Origin of the sequence: Candidatus Spongiihabitans sp., from assembly GCF_965237845.1 — a bacterium.
Classification (GTDB): Bacteria; Pseudomonadota; Gammaproteobacteria; order Arenicellales; family Poriferihabitantaceae; genus Spongiihabitans.
The window spans coordinates 1,510,952-1,527,659 of the sequence record NZ_OZ250154.1; the positions used below are offsets into that span (position 1 = coordinate 1,510,952).

General features: G+C 48.0%; 18 protein-coding genes and 1 pseudogene. 12 read left to right on the plus strand and 7 right to left on the minus strand.

The window, feature by feature from the left end; all coding sequences use genetic code 11:
- Positions 1 to 24: 24 nt before the first annotated feature.
- Positions 25 to 615 carry a YqgE/AlgH family protein gene (locus tag ACPXXB_RS07280; RefSeq protein WP_423906005.1) on the minus strand — a complete coding sequence of 197 codons (591 nt, stop codon included), beginning with the start codon at positions 613 to 615 and terminating at the stop codon, positions 25 to 27.
- A 171-nt stretch (positions 616 to 786) separates the two neighbouring features.
- Here ACPXXB_RS07280 and ACPXXB_RS07285 point away from each other — a divergent pair, with 171 nt between their 5' ends.
- Entirely contained in the window at positions 787 to 1,662 is an 876-nt protein-coding gene (locus tag ACPXXB_RS07285; RefSeq protein ID WP_423906008.1) for an inositol monophosphatase family protein, read from the plus strand.
- 121 nt (positions 1,663 to 1,783) lie between these two features.
- Here ACPXXB_RS07285 and ACPXXB_RS07290 read toward each other — a convergent pair whose 3' ends face one another.
- The 3 genes from ACPXXB_RS07290 to rpsO form a co-directional block, all read right to left on the minus strand.
- Positions 1,784 to 2,344, minus strand: coding sequence for a helix-turn-helix domain-containing protein (locus tag ACPXXB_RS07290; RefSeq protein ID WP_423906010.1), 561 nt, complete (start codon positions 2,342 to 2,344; stop codon positions 1,784 to 1,786).
- 134 nt (positions 2,345 to 2,478) lie between these two features.
- Complete coding sequence (gene pnp / locus ACPXXB_RS07295) at positions 2,479 to 4,566, minus strand: polyribonucleotide nucleotidyltransferase (RefSeq protein WP_423906013.1); 2,088 nt, start codon at positions 4,564 to 4,566, stop codon at positions 2,479 to 2,481.
- 74 nt (positions 4,567 to 4,640) lie between these two features.
- Positions 4,641 to 4,910 (minus strand): 30S ribosomal protein S15, encoded by a 270-nt coding sequence (gene rpsO / locus ACPXXB_RS07300; RefSeq protein WP_423906016.1) that lies wholly within the window; start codon positions 4,908 to 4,910, stop codon positions 4,641 to 4,643.
- Between the two features lie 231 nt (positions 4,911 to 5,141).
- Here rpsO and asd point away from each other — a divergent pair, with 231 nt between their 5' ends.
- On the plus strand, positions 5,142 to 6,284 hold the full coding sequence (asd, locus tag ACPXXB_RS07305; protein ID WP_423906019.1) for an aspartate-semialdehyde dehydrogenase: 1,143 nt from the start codon (positions 5,142 to 5,144) through the stop codon (positions 6,282 to 6,284).
- 122 nt (positions 6,285 to 6,406) lie between these two features.
- Here the strand turns inward: asd and ACPXXB_RS07310 are convergent, their stop codons facing one another.
- Complete coding sequence (locus tag ACPXXB_RS07310; RefSeq protein ID WP_423911046.1) at positions 6,407 to 7,534, minus strand: pyridoxal-phosphate-dependent aminotransferase family protein; 1,128 nt, start codon at positions 7,532 to 7,534, stop codon at positions 6,407 to 6,409.
- Between the two features lie 427 nt (positions 7,535 to 7,961).
- Here ACPXXB_RS07310 and ACPXXB_RS07315 point away from each other — a divergent pair.
- The 10 genes and pseudogenes from ACPXXB_RS07315 to ACPXXB_RS07360 all read left to right on the plus strand — a co-directional run.
- Positions 7,962 to 8,153 (plus strand): annotated as a pseudogene (locus tag ACPXXB_RS07315) (integrase core domain-containing protein); the annotation flags it as partial.
- Between the two features lie 121 nt (positions 8,154 to 8,274).
- Positions 8,275 to 8,808, plus strand: a complete 534-nt coding sequence (gene rpsF, locus ACPXXB_RS07320; RefSeq protein WP_423906022.1) for a 30S ribosomal protein S6 — start codon at positions 8,275 to 8,277, stop codon at positions 8,806 to 8,808.
- A complete protein-coding gene (rpsR, locus tag ACPXXB_RS07325; RefSeq protein WP_423911049.1) occupies positions 8,808 to 9,038 on the plus strand; it encodes a 30S ribosomal protein S18 in 231 nt (76 codons plus the stop codon). The genes rpsF and rpsR overlap by 1 nt, the downstream gene beginning before the upstream one ends.
- A gap of 11 nt (positions 9,039 to 9,049) precedes the next feature.
- A complete protein-coding gene (gene rplI / locus ACPXXB_RS07330) occupies positions 9,050 to 9,625 on the plus strand; it encodes a 50S ribosomal protein L9 (RefSeq protein WP_423906023.1) in 576 nt (191 codons plus the stop codon).
- A 175-nt stretch (positions 9,626 to 9,800) separates the two neighbouring features.
- The gene (gene dnaB / locus ACPXXB_RS07335; RefSeq protein WP_423911051.1) at positions 9,801 to 11,156 is read left to right on the plus strand and encodes a replicative DNA helicase; all 1,356 of its coding nucleotides are present in this window, start codon (positions 9,801 to 9,803) and stop codon (positions 11,154 to 11,156) included.
- Positions 11,157 to 11,206: 50 nt separating this feature from the next.
- Entirely contained in the window at positions 11,207 to 12,325 is a 1,119-nt protein-coding gene (gene alr, locus ACPXXB_RS07340) for an alanine racemase (protein ID WP_423906026.1), read from the plus strand.
- Between the two features lie 168 nt (positions 12,326 to 12,493).
- The gene (gene radA / locus ACPXXB_RS07345; RefSeq protein ID WP_423906028.1) at positions 12,494 to 13,879 is read left to right on the plus strand and encodes a DNA repair protein RadA; all 1,386 of its coding nucleotides are present in this window, start codon (positions 12,494 to 12,496) and stop codon (positions 13,877 to 13,879) included.
- Positions 13,880 to 14,037: 158 nt separating this feature from the next.
- Entirely contained in the window at positions 14,038 to 14,349 is a 312-nt protein-coding gene (locus ACPXXB_RS07350; protein WP_423906031.1) for a hypothetical protein, read from the plus strand.
- 52 nt (positions 14,350 to 14,401) lie between these two features.
- Positions 14,402 to 14,686 (plus strand): hypothetical protein, encoded by a 285-nt coding sequence (locus ACPXXB_RS07355; protein ID WP_423906034.1) that lies wholly within the window; start codon positions 14,402 to 14,404, stop codon positions 14,684 to 14,686.
- A gap of 22 nt (positions 14,687 to 14,708) precedes the next feature.
- A complete protein-coding gene (locus ACPXXB_RS07360) occupies positions 14,709 to 14,930 on the plus strand; it encodes an ATP-binding protein (RefSeq protein WP_423906037.1) in 222 nt (73 codons plus the stop codon).
- A 36-nt stretch (positions 14,931 to 14,966) separates the two neighbouring features.
- Here the strand turns inward: ACPXXB_RS07360 and ACPXXB_RS07365 are convergent, their stop codons facing one another.
- Positions 14,967 to 15,707 (minus strand): PP2C family protein-serine/threonine phosphatase, encoded by a 741-nt coding sequence (locus ACPXXB_RS07365; protein ID WP_423906040.1) that lies wholly within the window; start codon positions 15,705 to 15,707, stop codon positions 14,967 to 14,969.
- A 41-nt stretch (positions 15,708 to 15,748) separates the two neighbouring features.
- Positions 15,749 to 16,570: a 2,3,4,5-tetrahydropyridine-2,6-dicarboxylate N-succinyltransferase gene (gene dapD, locus ACPXXB_RS07370; protein ID WP_423906043.1), complete on the minus strand. Its 822-nt coding sequence runs from the start codon at positions 16,568 to 16,570 to the stop codon at positions 15,749 to 15,751.
- Positions 16,571 to 16,708: the final 138 nt, after the last annotated feature.

The following is a 16,708-nucleotide window of genomic DNA, read 5'->3' on the forward strand; positions in this document are numbered from 1 at the left end:
TCCTGGCAATAAACCCCATCGGATTTACGCATGGCCAACCTGACGAGAAAATTTGTTGGTATCAATGCCGAGCAATTTCGCTGAGCGTTGCCATTTGTTGTCCACTTCGCCCGCGAATAGAATCTCATGATCCGCAGGCGTCGTGAACCAGGCGTTTTCCTGGATTTCTTTTTCCAGTTGACCCGGGGCCCAGCCGGCGTAGCCCAGGCTCATGAATGCTTTTTCCGGACCTTCTCCACGCGCCATATCGGACAGAATATCTTTTGAACTTGTTAAGCGCAATTGTTCGCCGATATCCATGCTCGACTCCCATGATTCAGCCCGGGACTTGAATTTTCTGTTGTGAACGATGAGTCCAAGCTCAGGATAGACCGGTCCGCCATCCAGAACCGGTTTGTTTGAGTAATAGTGGCTTGAAATGTCAATTTCCAATTGTGCGAAAATATCGCCAATCCGGTGGTCTGTCAGCCGATTAATTACGATTCCAACAGCGCCGTTATGGTCATGCTTGCACATTAATATAACAGTCTGTTTAAAATCAGGGTCATTCAGTTGAGGCATGGAAACCAGAAACTGGTTTTCCAGAGAGCCGAATTTATTTATTGGGAATACCATTGGCTATTCGATATTAAGTGGGTACGCTGCCGGCACGTTGTTCAATGATTGAATTGTCATATATTATAGCGCATATCGCGATTCACGTTGATGATGTTGTCGTGCATGTTCTTGCTCTGGCAGCCTCAGGATGGCATTATCGGAACTTCCCGAAGCTGATTCTTAATTTACGTGTCCACAATTACCGCCAAGAGCGTCTCAAACATTCCAGATATATTGACCCTCGCTGAAATAGTCAAACAGGCTGCAACCGCGCTGTTAAGAAAAGGGGGCATACCGTTGACAAAGGGCCTGCCGGCGCCCAATATTAAGCGCCCCGCGATTAAACTGGACGGCAGCCTGGTCACGGAAGTTGACCAGAGAATTCAAAACCGGTTAAAGCGTATTTTAATCTCCAAATGGCCACAATATGGATTTATCGGGGAGGAAATGAACCATGCGGAGCAAGTCAGGACTTGCGAACAAAGCGAGCATGGATATTGGGTGGTGGATCCATTGGACGGCACCACAAATTTCACAGCGGGATTTTTGTTTTTTGGGGTTTCATTGGCATTGGTAATTGATGGCTTGCCCATCCTTGCCGTGACATATGACCCGGTACGGGATGAATGTTTCTCGGCCCGACTCGGGCAAGGCGCTTTCTTGAACGGCAAACCGATGACCTGCCCGCACACCAAGAGCTTGAGGGATTGTATTGCCAATGTGGATTACAAGCGCCTGGTTGGAGAACTGGCGGCCCAGCTTGTTCGTTGCCCGCCCTATCGCTCTCAAAGAAATCTGGGTTCCTCGGTTTTGGAATGGTGTTGGCTGGCGGCAGGGCGAATTCAATTATATTTGCATGGCGGCCAAAAGCTGTGGGATTTTTCCGCGGGTTATCTGATTCTCCAGGAAGCGGGTGGGATGGCGACTTCGCTTTCCGGCTTGCCGTTGGATTGCAGCAAGTTGCGTAAACGTTCTGTAGTCGCGGCAGTCAATCAACCATTGCTTGATCAATGGGTCGAATGGATTGATGCCAACAGCGATATTTCACAATCCGCACTGTTTTAATCTAATGCCATCCTTTGATATTTCATCGGAAAGGGTCGTGCTTGTAGTGACGCGCCAAGAAAAGTTCGCCAATTCCCGCAACGGTCGGTTTCACTGCAATCCGGTGTCGCTGCAACACGAATTAGTCAACACGAATCAGCGCTTCTTTTTGCCCTTCCGGACTATCAGGATTTTCCGTGGCAGGAAACAGGATTCCATTGGAATCGTTGCCCGTCTTGTCCAAATCCCCGGCAATCGGCAACTTTAAGAACCTGGCAAGTTTCTCTGTATCCAGATGCGACAATTGATTCAACCCGAATAACGACAGGCCAGCCAATACAACAAGTGACAGTACAGACTTGAAAAACAGCCCTCTCGACTTGTTTGATCGGCTCCTGTTTGACAGGCCCATATTCGATCGGCCCATATTCGAACTGCATGGCGCCTTGCTTCTTGGTTTTAGCGCGCCCTTGGAGGACGGCATGCCTGAAAACCGCTCGGGTTTTAAATCCACCCTGGCGATAACCTGGTCCGGGTCCAGACGCAATAAACTGGCATATGATCTTAGGTAGCCCTTTACAAACGTGCAACCCGGAAGCCGGTCGTATTGGTCGCGTTCCAGCGCATCAATTGCGTCTGCCCCAAGATTCAAATCACTCGCGACATCTTCAACGGATAGCTGCCATGCCTCTCTTGCGGACATCAGCATTTCGCCCGCCGTTTTAGATGTTGACGGCTGGGGTTCTGGCCGGAGGGCGTCTGACTCAACCATGTCGGCAACAATATAAGGAAACGCTTAATTCAAAACCTGCTTTGCACAAGAATGCACGGGCATGATCAAACCTCTTCCAACGCCTTCATGCTCAATCTAACCCGCCCTTGTTTGTCAACTTCCAACACTTTCACCTTAACCTGATCGCCTTCTTTGAGTACATCGCTAACCTGATTAACCCGCTGGTTGGATATCTGGGAAATATGCACCAAGCCATCTCGCCCGGGCAAAATGTTTACGAACGCCCCAAAATCCATTAAGCGAACCACTTTCCCGTCATAAATCGTATCCACTTCAACATCCGCGGTAATTTGCTCGATTCGGCGTATCGCTTCCTGAGCCGCGGCATTATCGGTGGAAGCAATTTTTATTGTGCCATCATCGTCGATATCAATATTCACGCCGGTTTCCTCGGACAAGGCGCGAATAACAGACCCGCCCTTGCCGATGACATCGCGAATTTTCTCGGGGTTGATGCTGATGGTAACAATTCTTGGCGCAAATTCCGACATCTCGGCCCGCGGGGCGGAAATCACTTTATTCATTTCTTCCAGAATATGCAGTCGGCCTTGTTTTGCCTGGTGCAACGCCTGAGACATGATTTCGGATGTGATTCCGTCAATTTTTATATCCATTTGCAATGCGGTGATGCCCTCGGTCGTGCCGGCAACTTTGAAATCCATATCGCCAAGATGATCTTCATCGCCCAGTATATCCGTCAATACCGCGAAGCCATGGCCTTCCTTGATCAAACCCATAGCCACGCCCGCAACAGGCGCTTTAGTCACGACGCCGGCATCCATCAAGGCAAGACTGGTTCCGCACACACTCGCCATCGAACTCGAACCGTTGGATTCAGTGATTTCCGATACCACTCGAATGGTATACGGAAATTCTTCCTGGCTCGGGATGACCGCCTTGATTCCGCGCTTTGCCAACCGCCCATGCCCAATCTCTCTGCGCTTAGGCGTGCCGACACGACCCGTTTCGCCCACGCAGTAAGGCGGAAAATTATAGTGCAGCATAAAACTGTCCCGATAGTCGCCTTGCAGCGCGTCGATAATCTGTGAATCGCGCTCGGTGCCCAAAGTGACCGCTACGATAGCCTGAGTTTCGCCTCGGGTAAATTTTGCCGAACCGTGGGCGCGTGGCAATACGCCGATTTCAACGCTGACGGGACGCACTGTTTTGGCATCGCGTCCATCAATTCGCGGTTGGCCGGCAATGATGCGGCCGCGCACATGTTTTTTCTCCAGGGATTTAATCTCATCAGACACTATCGCCGAATTATCGACTGTAGCATCCGCCGGGCACAGTTCGGAAAGTATGCTGTCCTTGACTGCGGACAGCGCATTTTGCCGCTCGGCCTTATCCGTTATTTGATAGGCCTTTTCGATGCCATCGCCGGCCAGCTCGACAACACGACCACTGAACGACAAATCCTTCTCGGCTGGCTGCCAATCCCATTTTTCCTTGCCGGCTTCCCGCCCCAGCTCTTTCACAGCTTGAATCACGGCCTGGCTTTGCTCATGCCCAAACATGACCGCGCCAAGCATCTGTTGCTCACTTAAAACCTTGGCTTCCGATTCCACCATAAGCACCGCGTTTTCAGTGCCTGCGACGACCAAATCCAAAGCGGATTGATCGGCCAAAACCGTGGCGTTCGGGTTAAGCGCATACTGACCATCAACAAACCCGACTCTTGCGGCGCCGAGTGGGCCATTGAATGGCAAGCCGGAAATTTCGAGGGCTGCGGAAGTCCCGATCAAGGCCAAAATATCCGGGTTAATCTCGGGGTCAACCGACAAGACCGTGACAATCACCTGTACCTCGTTCATAAACCCGTTCGCAAACAGCGGTCGAATGGGTCGATCAATTAACCGGCAGGTGAGGATAGCGTTTTCAGACGGCCGGCCTTCGCGCTTAAAAAAACCGCCTGGAATCTTGCCCGCGGCGTAACTTCTTTCTTCGTAATCAACGGTCAGCGGTAAAAAGTCATGCCCCTTGTATTCTTTCCTGCCCACAACCGTAACCATGACAACGGTGTCACCCATGCTGGCGATCACTGCGCCGTGGGCTTGTCTTGCCGTCGCCCCGGTTTCCAGACGCACTTCATGCTGACCGTACTGAAATGTTTTTATTGCTTTACTCAATTTAGTTTCTCCTGTAATGACTTGTTAATTATGGCGCTTTTGCTGGTTATGGGACTTTGTCAATTGCCTTAGGCCTATTTGCGCAGCCCCAGCTTGCCGATCAGAGCCCGATAGCGCTCGATGTCGGCGTTTTTTAAATAGTTCAATAATTTACGGCGACGATTGACCAACCGCAACAATCCCTGTCGGGAATGATGATCGTGGATGTGTGTTTTGAAATGATCAGAAAGATCCTGAATCCGCGCGGTCATTAGCGCTATCTGTACTTCAGGGGAGCCTGTGTCCCCTTCTTCGCGCTGGTGCTGTTTAACGACAGCGGCTTTATCTGCGGCGGTTACAGCCATGATATTCCTCAATTAAAAATTATTACCTGTGTCGAAGTAAGCCGCAACTCATATGGACTTGCATCCATGGCAAACCTCGAAACACCGTATCACCGGAAACCGGCGGCCGCGTATTCTATACACCAACTTGATTATCTGCAAGCCTGTCCGCCAGAAAAATTAAAGATTTTTATCCGGAAATCAGTATAATCCCGTCCATTGATGACCTAGAAAAGCTTAAGAAACATTGTAATGAAATTAAATCGAGTCGGGTTTGTTGGCTGGCGAGGCATGGTGGGTTCAGTGCTCCTGCAAAGAATGATCGAAGAAGATGACTTCTCATTGATCGAACAGCCTGTTTTTTATACAACCTCACAAACTGGCCAACCTGGCCCGGACATCGGCAGGGAAATTCAACCCTTGCAAGAAGCCTTTGACCTGGAATCTTTGGCAAGCCTGGATGTGATTGTCACCTGCCAGGGTGGCGACTATACTGCTGAGGCGCATGCAAAACTTCGCCAGCAAGGCTGGAATGGCTACTGGATTGATGCGGCATCCAGCTTACGCATGTCAGCGGATTCCACCATCATTCTCGACCCCGTTAATATGCCGGTGATCGAACAGGGGCTTGCCAATGGTCAAAAAGATTTTATTGGCGGAAATTGTACCGTCAGTTTAATGGTGATGGCTCTGGATGGCCTGCTTAATTCTGACTTGGGCAATGCTGATTTAGTTGAATGGATTTCTGTCGCTACGTACCAGGCTATATCTGGCGGCGGCGCTCGGCAGATGCGCGAACTTGTCGAGCAAATGGGGGTGGTAAATCGCGCCGCCAGTGACTTAGTGAAAAATCCGGCCAGTTCAATACTTGATATTGATAAAGCCGTAATAGATGCGATCCGTTCCGATCAACTGCCCACCGGGGAAATCGGTGTTCCGCTTGCTGGAAATTTGTTGCCCTGGATTGACAAAGACCTGGATTCTGGCAGCAGTCGAGAAGAGTGGAAAGGCGCGGTGGAAACCAACAAAATACTTGGTCGGGAGGCGAAACCGATCCCCATAGAAAGCACCTGTATTCGTGTCGGAACGATGCGATGCCATAGTCAGTCGTTCACCATTAAACTCAAAAAAGATTTGCCGTTAGATGAAATAGAGCAAATTTTGGAACAAGGCAATGATTGGGTTACGTTGGTTGAAAACACACGAGAAGCATCGCTTGCCAAACTAACCCCGGCATCTGTCAGCGGCACATTAACTATCCCGGTAGGACGAGTGCGCAAGCTAAATCTGGGCGCACGGTATATCTCTGCATTTACTGTGGGCGATCAACTGCTTTGGGGCGCCGCCGAACCGCTACGGCGTATGTTAAGAATATTAGATCATAGTTCACTTTAATTTTTTGGCTTAAATTTCCGGGCCAAGCAATTATTTTGAGGCAATGTATTTTGAAGCAAGTCCAGCACAGAAATTTCGGGGCACGCATAACACCGATGGGCGGTTATCACGCAAATTGAGCCTCAATCCACTGTTGCCACCTGTTCTTTTAATATTGTCAGGCATCGTTCAACGTAATCCGCTCTGCTTGCTTGACCCATTAGCCCGATCCGCCAAATCTTGCCGGCCAGAACACCGAGTCCAGCGCCAATTTCCAAACCATGGTTATCGAGAAAGTTTTTGCGGGAAGCGGCATCGTCAACGCCATCGGGAATCAGTACCGCATTGAGCTGCGGTAACCGATAGGGTTTTTCCACCAATAACGCCAGGCCTAGTTGTTTGAGTCCGGCAACCAGTAATTGGTGATTGCGCTGGTGTCGCGCCCAGGCATTTTCAATGCCTTCTTCATGCACCATCAACAACGCTTCGTGCAGGGCATATAAAGCATTGACCGGCGCGGTATGATGGTATGAACGCCCGCCCTCTGCCCCCCAGTATCCCATCACTAAATTGATGTCCAAAAACCAACTTTGGACTTTGGTTTTTCGATTTCCGACTTTGTCCAAAGCCGCTTCGGAAAATGTAACCGGGGACAATCCAGGAAAACAGGAAAGACACTTTTGACTGCCCGAATAGACCGCATCCAGTTTCCATTTATCCACCATTAGCGGCACGCCGGCAAGCGATGTTACCGCATCCACGATAACCAGAGCGCCATGCTCGTGCGCCAATTTAGTCAAAGCTTGTGCATCGGATAGCGCCCCGGTTGAGGTTTCCGCATGAACAAACGCAACCACTTTGACATCCGGGTTATCTTTCAGCGCCTGTTCAACTTTTTCCAGACTGACCGGAGAACCCCACTGGTCCTCGACGACAACTACGCTACCACCACAGCGTTCAACGTTTTCTTTCATTCGGCTACCGAACACACCGTTAATACATACAATCGCTTTATCGCCCGCTTCAAGCAAGTTAGCAAAACACATTTCCATGCCCGCAGAGCCAGGCGCACTGACCGGCATGGTCATATAATTTTCGGTTTGAAAGACATATTGAAGCAAATGTTTAATCTCATCCATCAGCACCACAAAGGTTGGATCGAGATGACCGATTGTCGATCTTGAGGAAGCGTCCAAAATCCGTTGATGAACCATAGTAGGGCCAGGCCCCATCAAAAGCCGTTTAGGTGGTGCAAATGATTGATACATGATAAAAACCCTGAAATTTTGAAGTGCGAATTATAATAACAAAACGTGATAATTCCTATTATAACGCCTAAAGAAATTCCGATTAATTCAAGATTTCCTTAAAATTTAGAGGCAATCTGTGAAAATGCAGGCTTTTCTTCTGCTTTTATTCCAATCGGTCATTGCCGTGAAAACGGAAACGGTGGAGGTTGGGGTGGAGGTCGCGTACTGCTAAAGCAAGCATAAAAGAAAAAGCGCTGGATTGTGCGTATCATCCCTAATACGCCGCCTGCGGGTTCGCTAGCTCACGAAAAAATTGCAGGAGCAATTTTTCACGCAAGCCCCGAAGGGGTAAGTCTCAAGGATGAGACGAATAAAAATCACTCCAGGTGATTTTTTCCCGATAAAGGACTTCGGGAATGGCGGCGGGGGCGTTAGCCGCATCATTTAGGAGCAGTTCATCGACTGCCACGAGAGCCTGCTGTTCAACGACCTGGCTTTATTCAACCAAAAATTGGCCGATTGGCTAATCAAATACAACGCCATCCGACCCCACAAAGGGCTTGCACTGAAAACGCCAGTTCAGGCTGTCATCGACAACAACAAAAAGTGCAATATGGGACCCATACACTGTATTGTATAATTATAATACTTCATATAGAATCACCACCGCAAAATTCACACTAACTCCTTTCTTCACTACCGATAGCCACGCTAAAAAAGTTTGGTCGGGGTGGGAAGATACCTAACCACAGGGAGCAATAATGAGACATTACGAAATTGTGTTTCTGGTTCATCCGGACCAGAGCGAACAAGTCCCGGCCATGATTAACCGTTATAAAGAAATGGTCACATCGGGTCAGGGCAATATCCATCGAGTTGAAGACTGGGGCCGCAGACGTTTGGCTTATATGATCAATAATGTGCATAAAGCACATTACGTCATGCTAAATATTGAATGCGATCTCACTGTTCTGAGAGAAATCGAGAACAACTTTAAGTTTAACGATTCAATTTTGCGCCATTTAGTCATCCGAAGAAAAGAGGCCATTACAGAAGAATCTCCGATGGCAAAAGCGAAGGCCAAAGAAGATGCTGCGGAGGCTGAGAGAGCTGAAAAACAACGCGCTGTATCCACTGATGATACCGATGGGGATGAAATCAATAAAGAAATTGAATCTGAGGAGGCGCTTGCAGAATCTGTTGAAAACCCCTTGAAAGAACGGCTACCTGATGAACAGGTCATTGAAGAGCAAGCCCTTGAAGAGCAGGCCAGCGAAGAGGAGAAATCAGCATGATCCGTAAATTTCAAAGACGCCCAAGGTTTTGTAAATTCACCGTAGAGGGTATTCAATCCATTGATTACAAGGACATGGATATTCTGACCACGAATGTGAGTGAGACGGGCAAAATTTTGTCCCGCCGAAGTACTGGCACCAAGGCGCATTTTCAAAGGCAGTTGGCCACGGCGATTAAGCGCGCCAGATTTCTTGCGTTAATCCCATATACCGACCAACACGACAACTAATGAGGAGCAGCATGGAAATTATTCTATTAGAAAAAATTCAGAACGTCGGCGAGATTGGCGACCTGGTGAACGTCAAAAATGGTTACGCGCGTAATTTTCTAATCCCTCAGAAAAAAGCAATGCTGGCGACTCCTGATGCAAAAGCTAAGGTGGAAGAGCGGCTGCGGCAATTAGCCGAACAGGAAGGTAAGCGTTTGGACGGAGCAAAAGCACGTGCAGATTTTGCGATTAGAGAAATTACGCTGACTCGATTATGTGGTGAACAGGGTCAACTTTATGGATCGGTATCACCGCTCGATATTGCCAAAGCATTAACCGAAGCGGGTACCCAGATAGAGAAGTCTGAAATTATCCAACCCGACGGCCCGATAAAATACATCGGTGATTTCGAGGCTGATGTCATACTCCACCCAGAAGTGCGTTTTACTGTGAAAATCAAGGTACAAGGCGAACATACTGACGATCCAATCGCTGATTCTGCGGATGATGACAGTCGCCAGGATGCCGCGTCTGGCGATGATTTCAGCGGTGATTCTGATGATAATGTGGATAAAAATAAAGAAGATAACCAATTCAATCCAAGGTAATTCACGGAAAACTAACATTGACGGCCTCACGTAATAAAAGCACCGCAATTGCGGTGTTTTTTTACCCCTTTTTTGCTTAGGGGCTGTCAGGGAAGGCAGTTGCTGGTATGCTATAGGTTGCCCTGAATAATCATTGACCTATTAATTCTTTCCATTGGCTGAAACTGCACAACTGATAACCCATTCACCGAAATTACCGCCTCAGGCACTGGAAGCGGAACAGTCTTTGTTGGGAGGTTTGTTGCTGGATAATCGTAAATGGGCTGAGGTTACCGATGAAGTGGGGGTCCAGGATTTTTACAGTCAAAACCATCGGCTAATTTTTGCGGCCATTTCCGGTTTACAGGTTGCTGGGGATCCAGCCGATGTAGTCACAACCTCTGAATGGTTGGAGTCCGAAGGTAATTTGGACAACGCCGGTGGCCTTGCCTATATTGGGACATTGGCCAATAACACGCCAAGCACGGCAAATATCCTGACTTATTCAAAGATTGTTAGAGAACGCGCTATTTTGCGTTCGCTGATTGCCGCAGCAAATGATATTTCCGACAGTGCTTACAGTCCGCAAGGGCGCACACCGAGGGAAGTGCTTGATAACGCTGAAAAACTGGTGTTTGATATCTCTGAGCGCGATGGTCGCAATCGACAAGGATTTACCTCGATCCAGGATTTGCTGGCGCGATCAATTGATCGAATTGAAGAACTTTATGAGTCAAAAGAAGCCATAACCGGCATTCCCACAGGGTTTGCCGACCTAGATAGCATGACGTCTGGATTACAACCCGGTGATTTGGTTATAGTCGCAGGGCGGCCATCTATGGGGAAAACCTCTTTTGCCATGAATATTGCGGAGTATGTTGCGGTCGAGAAAAAATTGCCGGTAGCCATATTCAGTATGGAAATGCCGGGTGAGCAACTGGCCATGCGGTTGTTGGCATCCCTGGGTCGGATCAATTCCAACAAAATTCGAACCGGGCGCCTTGGTGATGAGGATTGGCCACGGTTGAATTCTGCTGTCGGGTTGTTGGATAAGGCACCGATGTTTGTGGATGATTCAGCAGGACTCAATGCTTTGGACTTAAGGTCAAGAGCGAGGAGAATAGCACGTGAAAACAATAATTTAGGATTGATAATTGTTGATTACCTTCAACTTATGCAAGCATCGGACAACACTGAAAATCGGGCCACGGAAATATCCGGAATCACCCGCTCGTTGAAAATACTGGCCAAGGAGCTGCATGTTCCGGTAGTCGCCTTGTCGCAGTTAAATCGAAGTGTGGAACAACGACCCAACAAACGCCCGGTAATGTCAGATCTCAGAGAGTCAGGTGCCATTGAACAGGACGCGGATGTCATATTCTTTATCTATCGAGACGAAGTGTACAACGAAGATACCGAACAAAAAGGGATTGCAGAAGTTATAGTCGGAAAACAACGAAATGGTCCCATCGGCATCACAAAATTAACATTTAGAGGGGAGTTTACCCGCTTTGAAAACTTTGCCTCACAATATTCCGGGCACAACCAATAAAGGCAAAAGCAATAAGAGCGGAGCGCATAATTTTTAATCCACCCACTCGTTTGCATCACCCGGAATCGGATTATTCATGGCGCGCCAGAGCGCTCATTGACCTGGATTCATTGCACCACAACATAGGCCAAATCAGGCGCGCTGCGCCGCAATCGCAATTGATGGCAGTCATCAAGGCGGACGCATATGGACATGGACTCGAAACTGTTTGCCAGGCCATTCATAAGCGGGTGGATGCTTTCGCTGTCGCAACCATCGCCGAAGGCATTCAATGTCGGTGCGTTCAGGCATATAAACCAGTGGTGGTGCTGTCCGAGTTGTGGCGGCAGGATCAACTCCAGTGTTTTGATCAATATCATATGCATGCGGTGGTGCATAATCAACAGCAGGTAAAGTGGCTGGAGGAATATCAGGGTAATCCGATATCAGTGTGGATTAAGTTCGATAGCGGTATGAACCGACTAGGCGTTGATGCAGATGAAGTACAAACGATTTATAAAAAACTTCAAGATATTCCCACTATTAAAAACATACGGTTAATGTCTCATTTAGCCAATGCAGATGTTATAGGCGATGATTTTACAAATAGGCAACTGGAGGTTTTTAACCGGGTCGCAGATAAAATTAAATGCGAAAAAAGCTTGGCAAATTCCGCCGGGGTAATGCGTTGGCCGGCTACGCATTTTTCCTGGATTAGACCGGGACTGATGCTCTATGGTGCAACGGCCTGCAAACAGCAGGGAGACAAAATACCAAAGTTTGACTTAAAGCCGGTGATGCAGTTGCAGGCAAGGTTGATTGCAGTTAAAACAATTGCGGCCGGCCAACCTGTCGGCTATGGTGGTATTTTTCGTACCCGGCGAATTTCAAAAATTGCCATGGTCGGTCTCGGCTATGGCGATGGATACCCTAGAGTGGAAGATTCCCGTGCATGTGTTTTGATTGCCAATCAGCGGGCACCCATCATCGGACGAATTTCTATGGATATGATTACGGTGGATGTGACCAATCTGGAGAGCATAAAAGCAGGCACTCAGGTAACGTTGTGGGGGCATGGTCTGAGTATCGAAGAAGTCGCACAATGGGCCGGCACCATACCCTACGAGCTGCTATGTAAAGTGACGACACGAATTCCGAGACTTCCCGTAAAGAAGAAAGACCATGAATAAGAAAGCCATGGCTAAAACCAAAGTTTACCCTTCTGTTATCTCCCGCAAGGGGATACTTAAAATATTTTTTTGGGTATACCCAAACCATAAGGGCATAAAGGACATAAACGTACCATTTAATAAAAAATAGATTTACAGAGGGTTTTACACAAGGGGATACTTAAAATAATGCGTAGCGCCAAAAAGAATCATGTTCGCAAAGCGAAATTTGTTTATTATTGCTCCGAATGTGGCGGTGAGAGTTCAAAATGGTCGGGGCAATGCGGCGAGTGTGGAGAATGGAATACGCTATTAGAGCAACAAGTTCAACGACAGTCATCACTTACCGAGCGATTCTCCGGTTTCTCGCCGGACGCTAACGTTCAAATGCTTGGGGAGGTGGCGCTCGAGAATATTAAGCGAATCTCCAGCGGCAGTGCAGAATTCGATCGGGTGTTGGGGGGTGGACTGGTGACTGGATCTGTGGTTCTCATCGGTGGTGACCCCGGAATTGGGAAATCGACGCTGTTACTGCAATATCTATGCAATATCGGCAAGAAATCTGAAGTGCTATACGTTACCGGTGAAGAATCAACTGAACAGATTGCATTGCGTGCTCACCGTCTGGGTTTAGACGGCCATAGCATGAAAGTAATGGCGGAAAATCGTCTCGAAACCATGCTGGAAATTGCACACAACGAGTCACCGACGGTGTTGGTCGCTGATTCCATTCAGACGTTCTATAGCGATATGTTGACTGCCGCGCCCGGAAGTGTTTCTCAGGTTAGGGAAAGCGCGGCTAGATTGGTGCGATATGCCAAACAAAGTGGCTGCTGCGTGATTCTGGTTGGTCATGTTACCAAAGAAGGGGCGCTGGCCGGGCCCAGAATTCTGGAACATATGGTCGATAGTGTGTTGTATTTTGAGGGGGAAAGTTCAAATAGCTTCCGGCTAATCCGCGCGGTCAAGAATCGCTTTGGCGCGGTTAATGAAATTGGTGTATTCGCAATGACTGAACAAGGGTTAAAAGACGTGAGCAATCCTTCAGCAATGTTTGTAAGCAAGCATGGCGCGGAAAAACCGGGTAGCGTGGTGCTTGCCACTCAGGAGGGGACTCGCCCATTACTGGTTGAAATTCAGGCATTGGTAGATGACAGCGCGCTGGCCAACCCCCGACGATTATGCGTTGGTCTCGAACAAAATCGCTTGGCCATGTTATTGGCCATCGCACACCGACATGCCGGAATCTCTTTGAATAGCTATGACGTGTTTACCAATGTGACCGGGGGGGTCCGTGTCTCAGAAACCGGAGCAGATTTGGCTGTATTGATGGCGATCCTGTCCAGTGTTAAAAACCGGGCCGTGGGCAGCGACTTGATTGTATTCGGTGAGGTCGGGCTGTCCGGCGAGCTTCGACCGGTACAGCGAGGCATGGAACGCCTCAAAGAAGCAGAAAAACTTGGATTCACCAGAGCGCTCATTCCAGCCGCGAACAAACCCAAGTCCAGCAAGTCAAATATTGACATCATCGCGCCGCGACGAATCGAACAGGCGCTTCAGATTTTCGATGTTTAAGAAACACTTGAACACACTCATCGTTCAGTTTCGATTCATGTGCGATTCATAAATCGGTTCATTCTCGGCGAATAAAGTTGTGTCATGGGAAAATACTTCCCACGCAAGTTAAACCAATGGGAAGTGGGGCTTGCGAAGGAAGTCGCATTGACTTGGCGATGATTAACGAAAGCCAAAACTATATGCAAGTTATCCATTCCCATCGAAACGCACTCATACTCTGGCTGGGCATGGCAGGCGTACTGTTGCTGTTGCTGTTGCTGTTGATGCCAGCGATTAGTTTACTTGGGGCTTTAAAACCGCTGGGTCTGGTCACAGCGGAACTGGAGCTGATAGAACACGCTAAACAAAGGAAAATTCTTGGCAAATACCCACAGGAAATTGCTCAATTGAGCAAGCCAATTTATTCATTGGAAACGAGAAAAAGATCTAACCCGCTACCGCAATACTTTAGGCGATTTTGCCCATAGTTTGAAAACACCCCTTACCGTGATTAAAGGGATAACAGAAAAATAAAATGAATTGAACAAGGAAAATATCAACGATCTGGTTGATCGTATGAGCAAAATCGTCGATTACCAATTAAAACGTACCACCTCATCCCAGTTTTCAATCATGCATAGTGCGGTTGAGGTTGAGACGGCGCTTAAGAAACTGGATGTTACGCTACAAAAAGTATATGCCGATAAAAATCTCAATAGTGAGTGGCGTATTGAGCCTAATTCAATATTTTATGGTGATGAGAGTGATTTGTTTGAGTTCTTGGGAAACATGATGGACAATGCCTGTAAATGGTCGAAATCGTAGCTTCGATATGCCCTTTTAGTTAATGCAGAGGCAATCGAAGCGCATCACTGGACTAACTATTGAAATTCATGATGATGGGCAAGGTATTGCGAAATCCGAAAGAAAATCGGTGTTTCAGCGTGGCGCAAGAGTGGATCAGCACACGCCGGGGCAGGGCATTGGACTCTCGGTTGCCAAGGAAATTATCGAACGGTATGACGGCCAGCTTACGACTAAAACCAGCGAGTTGGGGCGCACTGGTTAGAGCCCGCTTTCCATCGAAGAGAACCCATCAAAGTGATCACCCTGGCACTCTAGAAACATAAACCAGAATTATGGAAACATTATCCGGAGCGCCATTTTCCAGGCATGCGCCGATCAATGTTTCCAGGCAGTGTTCAGGTTGATCGGCATGCCGGGCCAGAATTGCAGCAATATCGTTATCATTGACAACGCCAGTTAATCCATCCGAGCATATTAAGTAAATTTGATTGTGTTGCGGAGCAGCGGTAAAAAAATCCGGACTGCAACTGGCCTCAATACCTAACGCCTTTTGTAAAACATGATGACTATAAGCGGGAAATTTCCACTCGGGCCAATCGGGGTGGTCAACACTTAAGTTCGTGGCTAATGTGTGATCTGTTGTAAGCTGTTTTATTTCGCCATCAGAAAAACAATACATTCTTGAATCACCGATATGTCCAATTTGAATAACTTCGGATTGGAACAATGACGCAACCAGCGTCGTTCCCATGCCTTCGCAATTTTCCAGTTGATGGGAATGGGCGTAAACTTGACTATTTGCCAGTGAAAATGCGTCAATCATGGTCGCTGAGGATATTTCACCACCGATTTGTACGCCAACCGCTGCCTGCTCTTCAAAATAGTCGCATAGCGAATTAACAGCCATTCGGCTGGCGATCTCCCCGGCTTTGTGACCGCCCATGCCGTCTGCCACGACCGCGAGATTTATGGATGGCATAACCCTCAAACTGTCTTCATTAATTTCACGCATCTGACCGATGTCCGTGGCGGCGCTCATCTTATATTTGAATTTCATAAAACAGGGCTTCCAAAATTGAACTAGATACTGCGAATTAATGCATTAATACCAACTTTATTTTTCGTTTTCTGGTCCACAGTTTTTACAATTACCGCGCAGTATAGGCTGTGACTACCGTCTTGAGCTGGAATTGAGCCCGATACAACCACGGAACCAGGAGGAATGTAACCGTAACTTACCTTTCCAGAAGCACGGTCCAAAATACGCGTGCTTTGTCCGATATAAACGCCCATGGAGATGACAGCGCCCTCACCAACGATCACGCCTTCCACTATTTCGCTGCGCGCGCCTATAAAACAGTTGTCTTCGATAATTGTCGGAGATGCCTGCACCGGTTCGAGAACGCCACCAATACCCACGCCCCCGGAAAGGTGAACATTTGCGCCAATTTGTGCGCACGATCCTACAGTTGCCCAAGTATCGACCATTGTTCCAGTGCCCACGTAAGCGCCGATATTGACATAACTTGGCATAAGTACAACATCATTAGCGATATAGGCACCTCGTCTGACCATTGCTGGCGGGACAACCCGAAATCCTCCGTTGGCAAAATCAGCGCTGCGATAGTCGCTGAATTTAAGTGCAACCTTGTCGTAGTAGGTAGCGAAACCACTGCTTAATTTCTTATTTTCACTAATTCTAAAAGACAGAAGAACGGCCATTTTTAACCATTGATTCACATGCCAGCCGCCATCTTTGGGTTCCGCTACCCGCGCTTCACCGGAATCCAATAAGGCCAGGCATCGGTGAACCGCCTCACGCAATTCAGCGCTTGCATTATCAGGTGTGGTTTTGCCTCGATCTTCCCAGGCATCGATAATTACCTTTTCCAAATCTTTCATAATGTGTTGTTCTATATGATGTTGTTCTATATGATGCTGTTCTATTTTTGACAGGTGTATTTAATTGGTTTTACCGCCCACGCCATAGCCCATGAAACCAGGCCGCCCAAGCTGTAACTTCTTGGGAGAAAAAAGATT